General features: G+C 72.0%; 19 protein-coding genes. 1 reads left to right on the top strand and 18 read right to left on the bottom strand.

The features are described 5' to 3' along the window. Positions 1-135: 135 nt before the first annotated feature. From lgt to hisI, 10 genes are all read right to left on the bottom strand, one after another. Positions 136-1,257, bottom strand: a complete 1,122-nt coding sequence (lgt, locus tag ABZ823_RS12190; protein WP_361657521.1) for a prolipoprotein diacylglyceryl transferase — start codon at positions 1,255-1,257, stop codon at positions 136-138. A 129-nt stretch (positions 1,258-1,386) separates the two neighbouring features. Then, complete coding sequence (locus tag ABZ823_RS12185; protein ID WP_361657549.1) at positions 1,387-2,163, bottom strand: thioredoxin domain-containing protein; 777 nt, start codon at positions 2,161-2,163, stop codon at positions 1,387-1,389. 119 nt (positions 2,164-2,282) lie between these two features. Continuing rightward, complete coding sequence (trpA, locus tag ABZ823_RS12180) at positions 2,283-3,098, bottom strand: tryptophan synthase subunit alpha (protein ID WP_361657519.1); 816 nt, start codon at positions 3,096-3,098, stop codon at positions 2,283-2,285. Further along, positions 3,095-4,381, bottom strand: a complete 1,287-nt coding sequence (gene trpB / locus ABZ823_RS12175) for a tryptophan synthase subunit beta (protein WP_361657517.1) — start codon at positions 4,379-4,381, stop codon at positions 3,095-3,097. The genes trpA and trpB overlap by 4 nt, the downstream gene beginning before the upstream one ends. Positions 4,382-4,795: 414 nt before the next feature. Beyond that, positions 4,796-5,605: an indole-3-glycerol phosphate synthase TrpC gene (trpC, locus tag ABZ823_RS12170; protein WP_361657514.1), complete on the bottom strand. Its 810-nt coding sequence runs from the start codon at positions 5,603-5,605 to the stop codon at positions 4,796-4,798. Positions 5,606-5,781: 176 nt separating this feature from the next. Further along, positions 5,782-6,240: a DUF2752 domain-containing protein gene (locus tag ABZ823_RS12165; protein ID WP_361657511.1), complete on the bottom strand. Its 459-nt coding sequence runs from the start codon at positions 6,238-6,240 to the stop codon at positions 5,782-5,784. Positions 6,241-6,431: 191 nt separating this feature from the next. Next, positions 6,432-6,674, bottom strand: coding sequence for an HGxxPAAW family protein (locus ABZ823_RS12160; RefSeq protein WP_361657508.1), 243 nt, complete (start codon positions 6,672-6,674; stop codon positions 6,432-6,434). Between the two features lie 151 nt (positions 6,675-6,825). Continuing rightward, positions 6,826-7,464, bottom strand: a complete 639-nt coding sequence (locus ABZ823_RS12155; protein WP_361657505.1) for a TIGR02234 family membrane protein — start codon at positions 7,462-7,464, stop codon at positions 6,826-6,828. 152 nt (positions 7,465-7,616) lie between these two features. Then, positions 7,617-9,095 carry an anthranilate synthase component I gene (locus tag ABZ823_RS12150; RefSeq protein ID WP_361657503.1) on the bottom strand — a complete coding sequence of 493 codons (1,479 nt, stop codon included), beginning with the start codon at positions 9,093-9,095 and terminating at the stop codon, positions 7,617-7,619. 11 nt (positions 9,096-9,106) lie between these two features. Continuing rightward, positions 9,107-9,508: a phosphoribosyl-AMP cyclohydrolase gene (gene hisI, locus ABZ823_RS12145; RefSeq protein ID WP_361657500.1), complete on the bottom strand. Its 402-nt coding sequence runs from the start codon at positions 9,506-9,508 to the stop codon at positions 9,107-9,109. Positions 9,509-9,590: 82 nt separating this feature from the next. Here hisI and ABZ823_RS12140 point away from each other — a divergent pair, with 82 nt between their 5' ends. Next, positions 9,591-10,226 carry a TIGR03085 family metal-binding protein gene (locus tag ABZ823_RS12140; protein WP_361657497.1) on the top strand — a complete coding sequence of 212 codons (636 nt, stop codon included), beginning with the start codon at positions 9,591-9,593 and terminating at the stop codon, positions 10,224-10,226. A gap of 158 nt (positions 10,227-10,384) precedes the next feature. Here the strand turns inward: ABZ823_RS12140 and hisF are convergent, their stop codons facing one another. The 8 genes from hisF to hisD are packed head-to-tail and all read right to left on the bottom strand — an operon-like array spanning position 10,385 to position 16,156. Continuing rightward, entirely contained in the window at positions 10,385-11,140 is a 756-nt protein-coding gene (gene hisF, locus ABZ823_RS12135) for an imidazole glycerol phosphate synthase subunit HisF (RefSeq protein WP_361657494.1), read from the bottom strand. A 25-nt stretch (positions 11,141-11,165) separates the two neighbouring features. Beyond that, positions 11,166-11,558, bottom strand: a complete 393-nt coding sequence (locus tag ABZ823_RS12130; RefSeq protein ID WP_361657491.1) for a RidA family protein — start codon at positions 11,556-11,558, stop codon at positions 11,166-11,168. A 16-nt stretch (positions 11,559-11,574) separates the two neighbouring features. After that, the gene (gene priA, locus ABZ823_RS12125; protein ID WP_361657489.1) at positions 11,575-12,297 is read right to left on the bottom strand and encodes a bifunctional 1-(5-phosphoribosyl)-5-((5-phosphoribosylamino)methylideneamino)imidazole-4-carboxamide isomerase/phosphoribosylanthranilate isomerase PriA; all 723 of its coding nucleotides are present in this window, start codon (positions 12,295-12,297) and stop codon (positions 11,575-11,577) included. A 3-nt stretch (positions 12,298-12,300) separates the two neighbouring features. Continuing rightward, positions 12,301-12,948 carry an imidazole glycerol phosphate synthase subunit HisH gene (hisH, locus tag ABZ823_RS12120; RefSeq protein WP_361657486.1) on the bottom strand — a complete coding sequence of 216 codons (648 nt, stop codon included), beginning with the start codon at positions 12,946-12,948 and terminating at the stop codon, positions 12,301-12,303. Then, entirely contained in the window at positions 12,939-13,103 is a 165-nt protein-coding gene (locus ABZ823_RS12115) for a hypothetical protein (RefSeq protein WP_361657483.1), read from the bottom strand. Before ABZ823_RS12115 ends, hisH begins: the two co-directional genes overlap by 10 nt. Before the next feature lie 4 nt (positions 13,104-13,107). Further along, the gene (gene hisB, locus ABZ823_RS12110) at positions 13,108-13,710 is read right to left on the bottom strand and encodes an imidazoleglycerol-phosphate dehydratase HisB (RefSeq protein WP_361657480.1); all 603 of its coding nucleotides are present in this window, start codon (positions 13,708-13,710) and stop codon (positions 13,108-13,110) included. Beyond that, complete coding sequence (locus ABZ823_RS12105) at positions 13,707-14,816, bottom strand: histidinol-phosphate transaminase (protein ID WP_361657477.1); 1,110 nt, start codon at positions 14,814-14,816, stop codon at positions 13,707-13,709. Before ABZ823_RS12105 ends, hisB begins: the two co-directional genes overlap by 4 nt. After that, the gene (hisD, locus tag ABZ823_RS12100) at positions 14,813-16,156 is read right to left on the bottom strand and encodes a histidinol dehydrogenase (protein WP_361657474.1); all 1,344 of its coding nucleotides are present in this window, start codon (positions 16,154-16,156) and stop codon (positions 14,813-14,815) included. Before hisD ends, ABZ823_RS12105 begins: the two co-directional genes overlap by 4 nt. Between the last annotated feature and the right edge of the window lie 15 nt (positions 16,157-16,171).

Here is a 16,171-nt window from a genome sequence, read left to right as displayed (position 1 = left end):
TTCCTCCACTGGGGGTTGTTGTGGTTGGCGCACCCACCGGTGTCCTGGGCCCGCCGCAGGCGCTGAGAGCCTGCCCCACACGCCGTCGGGGCGCCGTATCAGCTGATACGGCGCCCCGACGGATGGAGACCTTGTTCAGCTGTTCTTGGCCGACCGGGCCTTGTCCGCCGGAGCCGGAGTCTTCGGGTCCTCCGGGGTGCCCGGGGCCCCGGAAGCCTCTGCCGCCGCGGATGCCGCCGGCGTCCGGGCCTCCTCCTGAGCCACCGCCGTATCCTCGGCCGGCCCCGCCTTATCCTCGACCGGCTCCGCCTTCTCCTCGACCGGCTCCGCCTTCTCGTCGGCCGGCTCCGCCTTCTCGTCGGCCGGCTCCGCCTTCTCGTCGGCCGGCTCCGGCTTCTTCTCCAGGTCCGCGGAACCGCCGTCCTCCTCGGGCCCGCCGGCGGCGCCCCGTTCGACGATCTCCTCCCGGCCCGGCCGCAGCCGCGACGAGACCACGAAGTAGGCGACGGCGCACAGGAACACCAGCATCGCGGTCCAGTCGTTGAGCCGCAGGCCCAGGATGTGGTGTGCGTCGTCGACCCGCATGTACTCGATCCAGCCGCGGCCCACGCAGTACGCGGCCACGTACAGCGCGAAGGCCCGCCCGTGCCCCAGCCGGAAGCGGCGGTCAGCCCAGATCACCAGGAGCCCGACCCCGACGCACCACAGCGACTCGTACAGGAATGTGGGGTGGTAGTAGCCGGGCACCCGGCCGCCCGCCGAGGAGGTGATGTGCAGCGCCCAGGGCAGGTCCGTCGGCCGGCCGTACAACTCCTGGTTGAACCAGTTGCCCCAGCGGCCGATCGCCTGCGCGAAGGCGATACCGGGCGCGACGGCGTCGGCGTACGCGGGGAGCGTGATGCCACGGCGCCGGCACCCGATCCACGCGCCGAGCGCCCCGAGCGCGATCGCGCCCCAGATGCCGAGACCACCCTGCCAGACCTTGAACGCGTCCACCCAGTCACGGCCGTCGCTGAAGTACAGCTCGTAGTCCGTGATCACGTGGTACAGCCGTCCGCCGACGAGGCCGAACGGCACCGCCCATACCGCGATGTCGGCCACCGTGCCCGGCCTGCCGCCCCGGGCGACCCAGCGTCTGTTGGCGAGCCACACGGCCACGAAGACGCCGATGATGATGCAGAACGCGTAGCCGCGCAGCGGAACGGGGCCGAGGTACAGCACTCCGCGCGACGGGCTGGGGATGTAGGCAAGTTCCATGGCAGGAACGACGCTACCGTGCCGGACACGCAGCGGGGCAACCCACCCGGCTACGGGTCCATAACGTACGGCGACAACGTACGGCGTCCTCGGCGTGGCGGGGCCGGGGCGTGCCGGGCGGGGTCTTGCTCACGATTTGTTCGCCGCCTCCACCATCTGCTTCAGCTTGGCGGGGGTCATCGTGCGGTCGTCGTAGAGGTTCTTGCCGTCGAGGAGCACGGTCGGGGTGCCCCGGAAGCCGCCGCTCTGGAACGCCTCGTTCGACTTCGCCACCCAGCTGTCGTGCGTGCCGTCCTTCACGCACTTCTGGAAGGCGGGGGTGTCGAGACCGGGCACCTTGCCCGCCAGCTCGATCAGTTTCGCGTTGTCGGAGAAGGAGTCCTGGGTCTCGCTCGGCTGGTTGTCGTACAGCACGTCGTGGTAGTCCCGGAACTTGCCGGCGTCCTGGGCGCACGCCGCCGCGTTGGCCGCGCGGTGGGAGCCGGTGCCGCCCGTGTTCCCGTCGATGAGCGTGACCAGGTGGTACTCGACCTTGAGCTTTCCGGCGTCGGCCAGTTGGTGGAGCGTCGGACGGTAGGCGGTCTCGAAGGACTGGCAGGCCGGGCAGCGGAAGTCCTCCCACACCGTGAGGGTGGACTTCGCGGAGTCCCGGCCCACCGGAATCGCAAGGCTGTCCTTGCCCGTCGCCCCCGAGGGCGCCACGGCGGGACCGGCGGCGCCGCTCTTGCCGCTCTTCCCGGCGTTCGCCGCCAGGAGGCCCACCACCGTCGCCAGGCCCAGGACGCAGACGACCGAGGCGCCCACGATCAGCGCCCGGCGGCGCCTGTCCGCGGCCCTCTGCTTCTGTCGCTCGACCGCAAGCCGCTCACGGGCGGTGCGCTTTCCGTCACGGTTCTTCTCGCTCACATCCGGCAGAACGAACCGGGGAGGCGCAGCGCGCCTCCCCGGTCCCAGGTCCACCCGTTCGAGCGAGAAGTGGTGCAGCATGCACGCAATTCACCCTGCCGGGTGAGTTCCGCGGGGTGTCACGCGGTGCCGCGCACCCCCGCGGCGAGCTCGCCCGCCAGCGCCCGTACGGCCTCCAGGGCCCCCGCCTCGTCCCCGGCGTCCAGGATCCGCTTCACGAACGCCGAGCCGACGATCACTCCGTCGGCGAAGCCGGCCACCTCGGCGGCCTGCGTGGCGTTGGAGACGCCGAGGCCGACGCAGACGGGCAGCTCGGTGGTGGCCCGGGTGCGCCGGACCAGGTCCTGGGCCTGCGCGCCGACCGTCTCACGGGTGCCGGTGACACCCATGAGGGAGGCCGCGTAGACGAAGCCGGAGCCCGCCGCGGTGATCTCGGCGAGCCGCTCGTCCCTGCTGCTGGGCGCGACCACGAAGACCGTGGCGAGGCCCTGCTTCTCGGCATGCTCACGCCACAGCGCCGACTCCTGCACGGGCAGGTCGGGCAGGATGCAGCCGGCGCCGCCCGCCTCGGCCAGCTCGGCGGTGAAGCGCTCCACCCCGTAGCGGTCGATGGGATTCCAGTACGTCATCACGAGCACCGGCTTGCCGGTGGCCTCGTGGGCCTCGCGGACCGTGCGCATGACGTCGGCGATCCTGACGCCGCCACGCAGGGCGATGTCGTCGGCGGTCTGGATGACGGGACCGTCGAGGACCGGGTCGCTGTGCGGCAGGCCCACCTCGACGACGTCGGCGCCGCCGTCCAGGACCGCCTTGATCGCGGCGATGCCGCAGTCGACGGTCGGGAAGCCGGCCGGCAGGTAGGCGATGAGCGCGGAGCGGCCCTCGGCCTTCGCGGCGGCGAGGGTGTCGGACAGCAGTTGGATGTTCCCGCTCACTTGGCGTCCCCCTCGATCTCCGCGGCCTCGCTGTCGGCGTCCGCGGCGACGGACGCGTCGGTGTCGTACAGACCGAAGTACCGGGCGGCCGTGTCCATGTCCTTGTCGCCGCGCCCGGACAGGTTGACGACGATCAGCCCGTCCTCGCCCAGCTCCCTGCCGACCTCCAGGGCACCGGCGAGGGCGTGGGCGCTCTCGATGGCCGGGATGATGCCCTCGGTGCGGGACAGCAGGCGCAGGGCCTGCATCGCCGCGTCGTCGGTGATGGCCCGGTACTCGCCGCGGCCGCTGTCCTTGAGGTAGGCGTGCTCGGGGCCGATGCCCGGGTAGTCGAGGCCCGCGGAGATCGAGTACGGCTCGGTGATCTGGCCCTCGTCGTCCTGGAGGACGTAGGACCGGGAGCCGTGCAGGATGCCGGGTTCGCCGGCGGTGAGGGTGGCGGCGTGCTCGCCGGTCTCGACGCCGTGGCCGGCGGGCTCGCAGCCGATGAGGCGGACGGAGGTGTCGGGGATGAAGGCGTGGAAGAGCCCGATGGCGTTCGAGCCGCCGCCGACACAGGCGACGGCGGCGTCGGGCAGCCGCCCGGCGCGCTCGAGGAGCTGCCGCCGCGCCTCGACGCCGATCACACGGTGGAAGTCCCGCACCATGGCAGGGAACGGGTGGGGTCCGGCCACGGTGCCGAAGAGGTAGTGGGTGTCGTCGACGTTGGCGACCCAGTCGCGGAACGCCTCGTTGATGGCGTCCTTGAGGGTGCGGGAGCCGGACTTCACGGCGATGACCTCGGCGCCGAGCATCCGCATACGGGCGACGTTGAGGGCCTGCCGCCGGGTGTCGATCTCACCCATGTAGATGGTGCAGTCGAGGCCGAACAGGGCGCAGGCCGTGGCGGTGGCGACGCCGTGCTGGCCGGCGCCGGTCTCCGCGATGACGCGGGTCTTGCCCATCCTCTTGGTCAGGAGGGCCTGACCGAGCACGTTGTTGATCTTGTGGGAGCCGGTGTGGTTGAGGTCCTCGCGCTTGAGGAACACCCGGGCGCCACCGGCGTGTTCGGCGAACCGCGGCACCTCGGTGAGGGCGCTGGGCCGGCCGGTGTAGTGGACGAGCAGTTCGTCGAGTTCGCGGGCGAACTCGGGGTCGGCCTTGGCCTTGTCGTACTCGACGGCCACCTCGTCCACGGCGGCGACGAGGGCCTCCGGGATGAACTTGCCGCCGAACGCGCCGAAGTACCCCTCGGCGCTGGGGATCTGACCCTCGGGGTCGGGAATGAAGAACTCGCTGGGCATGCGGATACCTCACAGGGGCGATGAAGCCCTGGGTCGGTCGGAACGGGAGTCACGTCCGGTCGCGTGCGCGCGCCGGTCCACAGGTGGCTGCGGTCCGATGACCGCGGCTCTGCCGCTTCCCTGCCGGGAGGCGGAGCCCGTTCAGCTCACCGCAGGTGACGCGCACGCGGGCGGCGCCATCGCATCCCGTTCACTTGCCCCGGCTCGTCACCGATGACGTACCGCACCCGTCGCCCGTGCACCCGCCGCGCGGGCGCCCGGCAGCCACGCGGCCGGCACCCACGGGCGAGACGGGCATAGGGATCCCTGGTCGCCATGGTGATCGAAAGCATCATCGAGGCCAACCCTACCGGGCCGGGGCCGTCCGAGTGCCCACCGGCCAGTGGGGGCCACGGGGCCGGTCCCGGCGTCACGTCAGTCCCGCCCGTGCCGCAGCGCCGGGTGGGCGCCCGCCGCCACCAGGTCGGCGACCGCCGTCTTGGGGTCGCGCCCGGTCACCAGGGACTCGCCCACGAGTACCGCGTTGGCGCCCTCGTTGGCGTAAGCGATCAGGTCGTGCGGTCCCCGGACCCCGGACTCGGCGACCTTCACGATCCTCTCGGGGATCTCGGGGGCGATCCGCTCGAACGTCGTGCGGTCGACCTCCAGGGTCTTCAGGTTGCGCGCGTTGACGCCGATGACCTTCGCGCCGGCGTCCACCGCCCGCTCGGCCTCTTCCTCGTCGTGCACCTCGACGAGCGGGGTGAGGCCGATGGACTCGGCGCGCTCGATGAGGGACTCCAGGGCGGGCTGGTCGAGGGCGGCGACGATCAGCAGGGCGAGGTCGGCGCCGTAGGCCCGGGCCTCCCAGAGCTGGTACGAGGTGACGATGAAGTCCTTGCGAAGCACCGGGATGTCGACCCGGGCCCGCACGGCCTCCAGGTCGGGCAGCGAGCCGCCGAAACGGCGCTGTTCGGTCAGGACGGAGATGACGGCCGCGCCGCCCGCCTCGTAGTCCGCCGCGAGGCTCGCCGGGTCGGCGATGGCCGCGAGCGCGCCCTTGGACGGGCTGGACCGCTTGACCTCGCAGATCACCTTGACGCCGTCGCCCCGCAGAGCCGCTACGCCGTCCTTGGCGGGGCGCGCCTTCGCCGCGCGCTCCTTGAGCTCGTCGAGGCTGACGCGCGCCTGCCGCTCCGCGAGGTCGGCACGGACTCCGTCGATGATCTCGTCGAGCACACTCACGCGAGCGGCCCCCTTCCTGACGGTTGAGGATTGAAGAAGCTCTGTCGCTTCCAGGCTCGGTCCATCGGGATCGCCCCGCGGGCGGAACCAATGGTCACTGCGATGGTATCCGGAGGAAGGCGTAGACCTCGCATCCGGTTGACGCCGGTCCCACTACCTGGACGTTCGCCCGCCGGTCAAGGATGCAGCCAGCCACCGAAGGGCAGATTGCGGACAACCGTGAAGACCAGCAGCAGGGCGCCGAGGGCCCACAGCGGAAGAGGGCCGGGGTCGAAGCGCAGGCGCCGTCCCCGCACCGCGTGCAGGGCCCACAGGGCCCACACGACGGCGAAGCCCAGATAGCCCGCGACGGCGAGCGCGTTGTCCTGGAGCGCCGCCAGGAAGTCCCCGTGCACGAAGGCGTGCGCGCTGCGCAGTCCGCCGCAGCCGGGGCAGTACACGCCCGTGTAGCGCAACAGCGGACAGACCGGGTAGTGGCCGGGTTCGTTGGGGTCCACGGCCCCGACGTACGCGAAGGCGCCGACGACGCCCGCGAGGACCCCGGCGGGGACGGCGCTCCGTCGGAGCAGGGCGGGGACCCCGGCGCGCGCGTCGGGCGGCACTGCGGTGGGCGAGTCGGCGTTCACTCCCCGCATTCTGCCCGCCCCGCTCCCGCGGCGCGCGGGAGGCCCAGCGCGGGAAGGGGGAGGCCGTACCCGGGAAGGGGGAGGCCGTACCCGGGAAGCGGGAGGCCGTACCCGGGAAGCGGGAGGCCGTACCTGGGAACGCGAAAGGCGGCCGCCGCGCTCGCTCGCCCGGGGCCGCCTCTGGTACGGCGTCGCAGGGTTCAGCTCTTCGCGCTCACGCTCGCGGGCTGGTGCGCCGAGTGCTCCGGCGTCTTCGGCTGGCCGAGACCCATCTGGCGCATGATGCCGCCCACGACGCCACCGAGGGCGGCGATCACCATGCCCGCCCAGAAGCCGACCGGCTGGGCCATCACGGTGAAGGCGCCCGAGACGCAGAAACCGATGAAGGCGATGATGACACCGGTCCAGGCGGCCGGGGTGTGACCGTGGCTGCTGCCCGCCATGACTTGCTCCTTGTTGGCTGGTACGTGCGTGTGTGAGCCGGACGCTCGGCGCCCATTGTCCCGTACCCGCGCGTGCGAGGTGAGCGCGGGGTCGCTCCCCGTGGGAGCCGGGGTCCCCTTCGGTGTGCCCGGCGGGGCGGACGGTGCGCGGTCAGGCCCCCGTCGGGTCCTCGCCCCGGTCGAGCGCCTTCCAGAGGTCTTCCGGACGGTCGGGGTCGAGGGGTTTCGCCTTGCGCGGCCGGGGGGTGCCGTCCCGCTCGTAGCGGCCGGACATCGCGGGCCACAGCCGGCCGTAGCGCAGGGCGAGGAGTCCGGCGAGGAGGAGGAGCGCACCGCCGGCCGCCGCCACGTACGGCCACACGGTGTGTGTGAGCGCGAAGGCGGTCGCGGAGGTGTCGCCGGCCGCCTGGGCCGCCTTCTCGTCGAGCGCCGAGCCGTCCGTGGCGCCGAGGAGCGCCGCGGCGACGATGCCGGCGCCGGAGAGCGCGAGCAGCCCGGAGACGAGGAGACGCCCCGCCCTGCCGACGGCGAAGACGGCGACGAGTGCGGCGAGGCCCACTATGGCGAGCGCCGCGGGCACGCCCGTGACCTCGCTGCCCTTGGCGGTCAGCGGGAAGTCCCCGCCGGCCACCGTCACGGTCCCCGCCGACCAGCCCTGCCGGGAGGCGAGCAGCGCGACGGCCGCGCCGAGCGCCCCGCACAGCAGGGCGAGCGCGAGGCTGCGGCGGCCGGACCGGACGGGTGCGGCGGCCTCGGATCGAGGGTGAGGTACGGGAGTCACGTACTCCACTATCGCCTGAACCCCGGGCGAACCGTCACCCGGGCCCCCTTATCGGATGATCAGCCCGCCCGCATCCCGCCTCTCCCGTCCGCCGGAACGAGCTCACCGATCCCCCGGCAACCGGCTCACCGAGACGCCGGAACCGGCCCGACAGGGCCGGATCATCGCCCCAGCCGGTTGGCCGTGTGGATCGCCCGCAGTACGGCCGCCGCCTTGTTGCGGCACTCGTCGTCCTCGGCGACCGGGTCGGAGTCGGCGACGATGCCCGCGCCCGCCTGGACGTACGCCGTGCCGTCCCGCAGCAGCGCCGTGCGGATGGCGATGGCGGTGTCGGAGTCGCCCGCGAAGTCGAGGTAGCCGACGCAGCCGCCGTACAGCCCCCGCCGCGAGGGCTCCAGTTCGTCGATGATCTGCATCGCGCGCGGCTTGGGCGCGCCGGAGAGCGTGCCCGCCGGGAAGCAGGCGGTCAGGACGTCGAAGGCGGTGCGTCCCTCGGCGACCCGGCCCGTCACGGTGGAGACGATGTGCATCACATGCGAGTACCGCTCGATGGACATGAAGTCGACGACCTCGACCGAGCCGGGCTCGCAGACCCGCCCCAGGTCGTTGCGGCCCAGGTCGACGAGCATCAGGTGCTCGGCACGCTCCTTGGGGTCGGCCAGCAGCTCCTCGGCGAGCGCCTGGTCCTCCTGCGGGGTCGCGCCGCGGTGCCGGGTGCCCGCGATGGGGTGGACCATGGCCCGGCCGTCCTCGACCTTCACCAGTGCCTCGGGGCTGGATCCGACCACGTCGAAGCCGTCGAGGCGCAGCAGGTACATATACGGCGACGGGTTGGTGGCCCGCAGCACCCGGTAGACGTCCAACGCGCTTGCCGTGCACGGCGTTTCGAAGCGCTGGGACGGGACGACCTGGAAGGCCTCGCCGGCACGGATGCGCTCCTTGATGTCCTCGACGGCCTCCCGGAAGTCCTCGCCGCCCCACCGGGCGGTGTACTCCGGCAGTTCGGAGGGCGGAAGGGCTGCGGCCGGCTGCGGGACCGCGCGGGAGAGGTCGGTCTCCATCGCGTCGAGGCGGGCCACGGCGTCCGCGTAGGCCTCGTCGACGCCCGTGTCGAGGTCGTTGTGGTTGATCGCGTTGGCGATCAGCAGGACGGAGCCCTCCCAGTGGTCCATGACTGCGAGGTCGCTGGTCAGGAGCATCGTCAGCTCGGGCAGCCGCAGCTCGTCCCGCTCTCCGGGGCCGACCTTCTCCAGCCGGCGCACGATGTCGTAGCCCAGATAGCCGACCATGCCGCCGGTGAACGGCGGCAGACCGTCCTGGTGGGGCGTGTGGAGGGCCTCGATGGTGGCCCGGAGGGCGGCCAGCGGGTCGCCGTCGGCCGGGACACCGACCGGCGGGGTGCCGAGCCAGTGGGCCTCGCCCTCCCTCTCGGTGAGGGTGGCGGCGCTGCGGACGCCGACGAAGGAGTAGCGGGACCAGGAGCGGCCGTTCTCCGCCGACTCCAGCAGGAAGGTGCCGGGGCGCTCCCCGGCGAGTTTGCGGTAGAGCGCGACCGGGGTGTCGCCGTCGGCGAGGAGCTTGCGCGTGACCGGGATGACCCGGCGGTCGGTGGCCAGCTTGCGGAAGGTCTCGAGGTCCATGGCGGCTGACCCTACTGATCCGCGGAGGCGGCGCCGGCCACGGCGTCCCCGAGCAGCACATCGGCGTCGAAGCACGTGCGGTCGCCGGTGTGGCAGGCGGCGCCCACCTGGTCGACCTTGACCAGCAGGGTGTCCGCGTCGCAGTCCAGGGCGACCGACTTGACGTGCTGGACATGGCCCGAGGTGTCGCCCTTGACCCAGTACTCCCGGCGGCTGCGCGACCAGTAGGTGCAGCGCCCGGTGGTCAGCGTGCGGTGCAGCGCCTCGTCGTCCATCCAGCCGAGCATCAGCACCTCCCCGGTGTCGTACTGCTGGGCGATCGCGGGCAGCAGGCCGTCGGCACTGCGCTTGAGGCGCGCGGCGATCTCGGGGTCCAGGCCGCTGGGCCTGCTGGGGTCAGGCGTGCTGGTCATGCCGACCATTGTGCCGCGCCCCGGCGTCATCACCGGTCACCGTCCGGTGGGCGGACCGGCCTGCCGGTCGTACGCTGACTGCATGTCGACCCATGCGAAGCGTGAACGGCTTCTGCTCGCCGATCTGTTGGAGGCCACGGGCCCGGACGCGCCCACGCTGTGCGAGGGCTGGAACACCCGGGATCTGGCCGCGCACGTGGTGGTGCGCGAGCGCCGCCCCGATGCCGCCGGCGGCGTGCTGGTCAAGCAGCTCGCGCCACGGCTGGACAAGGTGATGCAGGAGTACGCCGCGAAGCCCTACGAGGAGCTGATCCAGCTGATCCGCACCGGGCCGCCGCGGTTCTCGCCCTTCCAGCTCAAGCAGCTCGACGAGGCGGCGAACACGGTGGAGTTCTACGTCCACACGGAGGACGTCCGCCGCGCCCAGCCCGACTGGACGCCGCGCGAGCTCGACCCCGTCTTCCAGGACGCCCTGTGGTCGCGTCTGGAGCGCACGGCCCGGCTGACCGGCCGCAAGGCGCCCACGGGCCTGGTGCTGCGCCGCCCGGACGGACAGACGGCGGTCGCGCACCGGGGCACACCCGTCGTGACGGTGACCGGCGAGCCCTCGGAACTGCTGATGTTCGCGTTCGGGCGGCAGCGGGTGGCGGACGTGGAGCTGGAGGGCGACAAGGAGGCGGTCGCGAAGGTGCAGGAGGCCAAGGAGCTCGGCATCTGAGCGTCCCTTCGGTGGGGGCCGGCTCGGCACCCGCCCCACCCGCTCGGCGGCGGTCCGACCCGAGGACACCGTGCGCGGCGGCCCCGAGACGACAGGGTGCAAGGAGGCCCCGGCCCCCTTTTCGGAAAGGGCGCCCGGGGCTCGAGCCAGGGGCGGCGTCACCGCACCGGGTGACCGGCGTCCCGCAGGGTCGCCTTGACCTCGCCGATGCGCAGGTCTCCGAAGTGGAAGACGGAGGCGGCGAGCACCGCGTCCGCGCCCGCGGAGATGGCCGGCGGGAAGTGGGCGGCCTTGCCGGCGCCGCCGGAGGCGATCACGGGGACGGTCACGTGCTTGCGGACGGCAGCGATCATCTCCAGGTCGTAGCCGTCCTTGGTGCCGTCCGCGTCCATCGAGTTGAGCAGGATCTCGCCCGCGCCCAGCTCGGTGGCCCGGTGCGCCCACTCGACGGCGTCGATGCCGGTGCCCTGGCGACCGCCGTGGGTGGTCACCTCGAACGAACCGGACTCGGTGCGGCGCGCGTCGACCGACAGCACCAGCACCTGCCGTCCGAAACGCTCGGCGATCTCCCTGATCAGGTCCGGGCGGGCGATCGCGGCCGTGTTGACGCCCACCTTGTCCGCGCCCGCCCGGAGCAGCCTGTCCACGTCCTCGGCCGTGCGGACACCGCCGCCGACCGTCAGCGGGATGAAGACCTGCTCGGCGGTACGCCGCACCACGTCGTACGTCGTCTCACGGTTGCCCGAGGACGCGGTGATGTCCAGGAAGGTCAGCTCGTCGGCGCCTTCGGCGTCGTACACCTTGGCCATCTCGACGGGGTCGCCCGCGTCGCGCAGGTTCTGGAAGTTGACACCCTTGACGACCCGGCCGTTGTCCACGTCCAGGCAGGGGATGACTCGGACCGCCAGGGTCATGAATCCACGGCTCCTCTTGCTGCTTCTAGCCTCGGAAGGCTTCCAGTTCCACTTCGACGAGGATGCGCGGGTCGACGAAACCCTCCACGATCAGCAGGGTCGCGGCCGGCCGCACGGCGTCGAAGACCTCCTTGTGGGCCCGGCCCACCTCGTCGACGTCCCGCGGATGGGTCAGGTACATCCGGGTCCGGAGCACCGACTCGGGCCCGAGCCCGAACTCGGCGATCGCCTCGAGCGCGCTGGTGAACGCCACCTTCGCCTGTTCGTACGGGTCGCCCTCCCCGTACAGCACCCGGCCTCTGAAGGAGGTCGTGCCCGCGACCAGCACGCGGTCGCCCGCCGCGACGGCACGTGCGAACCCGAAGGACTCTTCCCAAGGACTTCCGCTCTGTACGCGCCGTACGGCTTCGGACGTCATGACACCGTGTCCCTTTTCACGACGTGGCCTCCAAGGCCTCTTCCAGGGTGAACGCCTTCGCGTACAGGGCCTTCCCGACGATCGCGCCTTCGACACCGAGGGGGACGAGGCCGGCGATGGCCCGCAGGTCGTCCAGCGAGGAGACACCGCCGGAGGCCACCACCGGGCGGTCGGTGGCGGCGCACACGTTCTTCAGCAGCTCCAGGTTGGGGCCCTGGAGCGTGCCGTCCTTGGCGATGTCGGTGACGACGTACCGCGCGCAGCCCTCCTTGTTCAGGCGCTCCAGTGTCTCGTAGAGGTCGCCGCCGTCGCGGGTCCAGCCGCGGCCGCGCAGCGTCGTGCCGCGCACGTCCAGGCCGACCGCGATCTTGTCGCCGTGTTCGGCGATCACCCTGGCGACCCACTCCGGGGTCTCCAGGGCGGCCGTGCCGAGGTTCACGCGTGTGCAGCCGGTGGCCAGGGCGGCGGCCAGGGTGTCGTCGTCGCGGATGCCGCCGGACAGCTCCACCTTGATGTCCATGGCCTGGGCCACCTCGGCGATCAGCGCGCGGTTGTCGCCGGTGCCGAAAGCGGCGTCCAGGTCGACCAGGTGCAGCCACTCGGCGCCCGCCCGCTGCCAGGCGAGGGCGGCCTCCAGCGGGGAGCCGTAGGAGGTCTCCGTGCCGGACTCGCCGTGGACGAGGCGGACGGCCTGGCCGTCACGGACGTCGACGGCGGGGAGGAGTTCGAGCTTGGCCATGGTCTACAGGGTTCCGATCCAGTTGGTGAGCAGCTGCGCTCCGGCGTCGCCGGACTTCTCGGGGTGGAACTGCGTGCCCCACAGGGCCCCGTTCTCGACGGCCGCCACGAACGGCTTGCCGTGCGTCGACCAGGTCACCTTCGGGGCGTGCAGCCTTGAGCTGAGCGCCTCCATGATCCAGTCATGGACGGCGTAGGAGTGCACGAAGTAGAAGCGCGCGTCCGTGTCCAGTCCGGCGAACAGCTCGGAGCCGGCCGGTGCCTCGACGGTGTTCCAGCCCATGTGGGGCACGACGTCGGCCTGGAGCGGTCCGACCGTGCCGGGCCACTCGTCGAGGCCCTCGGTCTCGACACCGTGCTCGATACCGCGGGCGAAGAGGATCTGCATGCCGACGCAGATGCCCATCACCGGGCGTCCGCCGGCCAGCCGGCGGCCGATGATCCAGTCGCCACGCGCCCCGCGCAGGCCCTGCATACAGGCGGCGAAGGCGCCGACGCCCGGCACCAGCAGGCCGTCGGCGTTCATGGCCCGGTCGTAGTCGCGGGTGATCTCGACGTCGGCTCCCACGCGGGCGAGGGCGCGCTCGGCGGAGCGGACGTTGCCGAAGCCGTAGTCGAAGACCACGACCTTCTTCGGGGTGCTCAACTCCACACCCCCAGGCGCATGACGCCGGCCAGGAGACACATCGCGGCGCCGACCGACAGCAGCACGATGAGGCTCTTCGGCATCTTCTGCTTGACGAAGGAGATGATTCCGCCGACGAGGAAGAGCCCGACGACGATCAGTACGGTCGAGGTGCCGTTCATGGCTCTACAGCGCACCCTTCGTGGACGGGAGGATTCCGGCCGCGCGCGGGTCGCGCTCGCTGGCGTAGCGCAGGGCCCGGGCCAGCGCCTTGAACTGGCACTCCACGATGTGGTGCGCGTTGCGTCCGTAGGGCACGTGCACGTGCAGCGCGATCTGGGCCTGGGCGACGAAGGACTCCAGGATGTGCCGGGTCATCGTGGTGTCGTACTCGCCGATCATGGGCGCCATGTTCTCGGGCTCGGTGTGCACGAGGTACGGGCGGCCGGACAGATCGACGGTGACCTGGGCGAGGGACTCGTCCAGCGGGACCGTGCAGTTGCCGAAGCGGTAGATCCCCACCTTGTCGCCGAGCGCCTGCTTGAAGGCGGCGCCGAGCGCGAGGGCGGTGTCCTCGATGGTGTGGTGCGAGTCGATGTGCAGGTCGCCCTCGGTCTTCACGGTCAGGTCGAACAGACCGTGCCGGCCGAGCTGGTCGAGCATGTGGTCGTAGAAGCCGACGCCGGTCGAGATGTCGGTCCTGCCGGTGCCGTCGAGGTCGATCTCGACGACCACCGAGGTCTCCTTGGTGGTGCGCTCGATTCTTCCGAGGCGTCCCTCGCGGGTCATGCGCTCTGCTCCTTCTTCAGTTCACGTACCGCGTCGAGGAACGCGTCGTTCTCTTCCGGGGTCCCGGCGGTCACCCGCAGCCATCCCGGTACGCCGTTGTCACGGACCAGGACGCCCCGGTCGAGGATCTCCCGCCAGGTGGCGTGGGCGTCCTCGAACCGCCCGAACTGCACGAAGTTCGCGTCGGACTCGGTGACGTCGTAGCCGATCGCGCGCAGCTCGGCGATCAGCCGGTCCCGCTCCGACTTCAGCTGCTCGACGTATTTCAGCAGCGTGTCCGTGTGCTCCAGCGCCGCCAGGGCGGTCGCCTGAGTGACCGCCGAGAGGTGGTACGGCAGCCTGACCAGCTGGACGGCGTCCACGACCGCCGGGTGCGCGGCGAGATAGCCGAGGCGGAGGCCGGCGGCCCCGAACGCCTTCGACATCGTCCGCGAGACGACGAGATTCGGCCGACCTTCGAGGAGGGGCAGCAGCGAGTCGCCGTGGCTGAACTCGATATAGGCCTCGTCCACGACGACCATGGAGGGCCTCGCGGCCTGCGCGGCCTCGTACAGGGCGAGGACCGTCCCCGCCGGAACCGCGTTGCCGGTGGGGTTGTTCGGGGTCGTGACGAACACGACGTCGGGCCGGTGCTCGGCGATGGCCTGCTCGGCGGCGCCGAGATCTATCGTGAAGTCCTCGCGCCGCGGGCCCGAGATCCAGCCGGTGCCCGTGCCGCGCGCGATGAGCGCGTGCATCGAGTACGAGGGCTCGAAGCCGAGCGCCGTGCGGCCGGGGCCGCCGAAGGTCTGGAGCAGCTGCTGGATGACCTCGTTGGAGCCGTTGGCCGCCCAGACGTTCTCGACGCCGACCCGGTGCCCGCCGGTCTTCGTCAGGTACTCGGCGAGCCGGGTGCGCAGCTCGACCGCGTCGCGGTCCGGGTAGCGGTTGAGGCTCCGGGCGGCCTCGCGCACACGCTCGGCGATCCGTTCGACCAGCGGCTCGGGCAGCGGGTAGGGGTTCTCGTTGGTGTTCAGCCGTACGGGGACGTCCAGCTGGGGCGCGCCGTAGGGGGACTTGCCGCGCAGCTCGTCCCGTACGGGAAGATCGTCGATTCCGAAGCTCACTTGCTCTCAGGCACCTTCCAGCCGAACCTGGCCCTGATCGCCGCGCCGTGCGCGGGCAGGTCCTCCGCCTCCGCCAGCGTCACCACGTGGTGCGCGACCTCGGCCAGCGCGTCCTTCGTGTAGTCGACGACGTGGATGCCGCGCAGGAACGACTGCACGGACAGGCCCGAGGAGTGGCAGGCGCAGCCGCCGGTCGGGAGGACGTGGTTGGAGCCGGCCGCGTAGTCGCCGAGCGAGACCGGGGCCCAGGGGCCGACGAAGACCGCGCCCGCGTTGCGCACGCGGCCGGCGACCGCGGCGGCGTCGGCCGTCTGGATCTCCAGGTGCTCGGCGCCGTACGCGTCGACCACCCTCAGGCCCTCGTCGACGCCGTCGACCAGCACGATCGCCGACTGCTTGCCCGCGAGCGCCGGGCGGATCCGGTCCTCGATGTGCTTGGTGGCCTCGACCTGTGGCTGGAGTTCCTTCTCCACCGCGTCGGCGAGCTCCACCGAGTCGGTGACCAGCACGGCGGCCGCCAGCGGGTCGTGCTCGGCCTGGCTGATCAGGTCGGAGGCCACGTGCACCGGATCGGCGGTGTCGTCCGCGAGGATCGCGATCTCGGTGGGACCGGCCTCGGTGTCGATGCCGATCTTGCCGGTGAAGTAGCGCTTGGCGGCGGCGACCCAGATGTTGCCGGGGCCGGTGACCATGTTCGCGGGCGGGCAGGACTCGGTGCCGTACGCGAACATCGCGACGGCGGTCGCGCCGCCGGCCGCGTACACCTCGTCGACGCCGAGCAAGGCGCAGGCGGCGAGGATCGTCGGGTGCGGCAGGCCGCCGGCCGGGTCGTTCTCAAAAGCGGGGGGCTGCGCGGGGGACGCCAGGGCGATCGACTCGACGCCGGCCTCCTGTGCGGGCACCACGTTCATGATCACGGACGACGGGTAGACCGAGCGGCCGCCGGGCGCGTACAGCCCGACGCGCTCCACCGGCACCCACTTCTCGGTGACCGTGCCACCGGGGACGACCCGGGTGGTGTGCGAGGAGCGGCGCTGTGCGCGGTGGACGAGACGGGCGCGGCGGATGGACTCCTCCAGGGCGGCGCGCACGGCCGGGTCGAGCCGCTCCAGCGCGTCCTCGAGGGCCTGGGCCGGCACCCGGACCGATTCCAGACGCACGCCGTCGAACTTCTCGGCGAAGTCGATCAGCGCCGCGTCGCCACGATGATGCACGGCCTCGCAGATCGGACGCACCTTCTCCAGGGCGGCCGAGACGTCGAAGTCGGCTCGGGGCAGCAGGTCACGCAGGGCGGGGCCCTCGGGGAGGGCGTCGCCGCGCAGATCGATTCGGGAGATCACAGGGCCAATTCTCTC

The organism is Streptomyces sp. NPDC047079 (genome assembly GCF_040643755.1).
In the GTDB taxonomy this organism is placed as follows: Bacteria; Actinomycetota; Actinomycetes; order Streptomycetales; family Streptomycetaceae; genus Streptomyces.
This window is presented reverse-complemented; position numbering and strand designations above follow the sequence as displayed.

Excerpts from the sequence above, each read along its gene's own strand:
- lgt (WP_361657521.1), bottom strand. The coding sequence starts at position 1,257 with ATGGAACTTGCCTACATCCCCAGCCCGTCGCGCGGAGTGCTGTACCTC.
- trpB (WP_361657517.1), bottom strand. The coding sequence starts at position 4,381 with ATGCCCAGCGAGTTCTTCATTCCCGACCCCGAGGGTCAGATCCCCAGC.
- ABZ823_RS12165 (WP_361657511.1), bottom strand. The coding sequence starts at position 6,240 with ATGCGGGGAGTGAACGCCGACTCGCCCACCGCAGTGCCGCCCGACGCG.
- ABZ823_RS12160 (WP_361657508.1), bottom strand. The coding sequence starts at position 6,674 with ATGGCGGGCAGCAGCCACGGTCACACCCCGGCCGCCTGGACCGGTGTC.
- ABZ823_RS12150 (WP_361657503.1), bottom strand. The coding sequence starts at position 9,095 with ATGGACCTCGAGACCTTCCGCAAGCTGGCCACCGACCGCCGGGTCATC.
- hisI (WP_361657500.1), bottom strand. The coding sequence starts at position 9,508 with ATGACCAGCACGCCTGACCCCAGCAGGCCCAGCGGCCTGGACCCCGAG.
- ABZ823_RS12140 (WP_361657497.1), top strand. The coding sequence starts at position 9,591 with ATGTCGACCCATGCGAAGCGTGAACGGCTTCTGCTCGCCGATCTGTTG.
- hisF (WP_361657494.1), bottom strand. The coding sequence starts at position 11,140 with ATGACCCTGGCGGTCCGAGTCATCCCCTGCCTGGACGTGGACAACGGC.
- ABZ823_RS12130 (WP_361657491.1), bottom strand. The coding sequence starts at position 11,558 with ATGACGTCCGAAGCCGTACGGCGCGTACAGAGCGGAAGTCCTTGGGAA.
- priA (WP_361657489.1), bottom strand. The coding sequence starts at position 12,297 with ATGGCCAAGCTCGAACTCCTCCCCGCCGTCGACGTCCGTGACGGCCAG.
- ABZ823_RS12115 (WP_361657483.1), bottom strand. The coding sequence starts at position 13,103 with ATGAACGGCACCTCGACCGTACTGATCGTCGTCGGGCTCTTCCTCGTC.
- hisB (WP_361657480.1), bottom strand. The coding sequence starts at position 13,710 with ATGACCCGCGAGGGACGCCTCGGAAGAATCGAGCGCACCACCAAGGAG.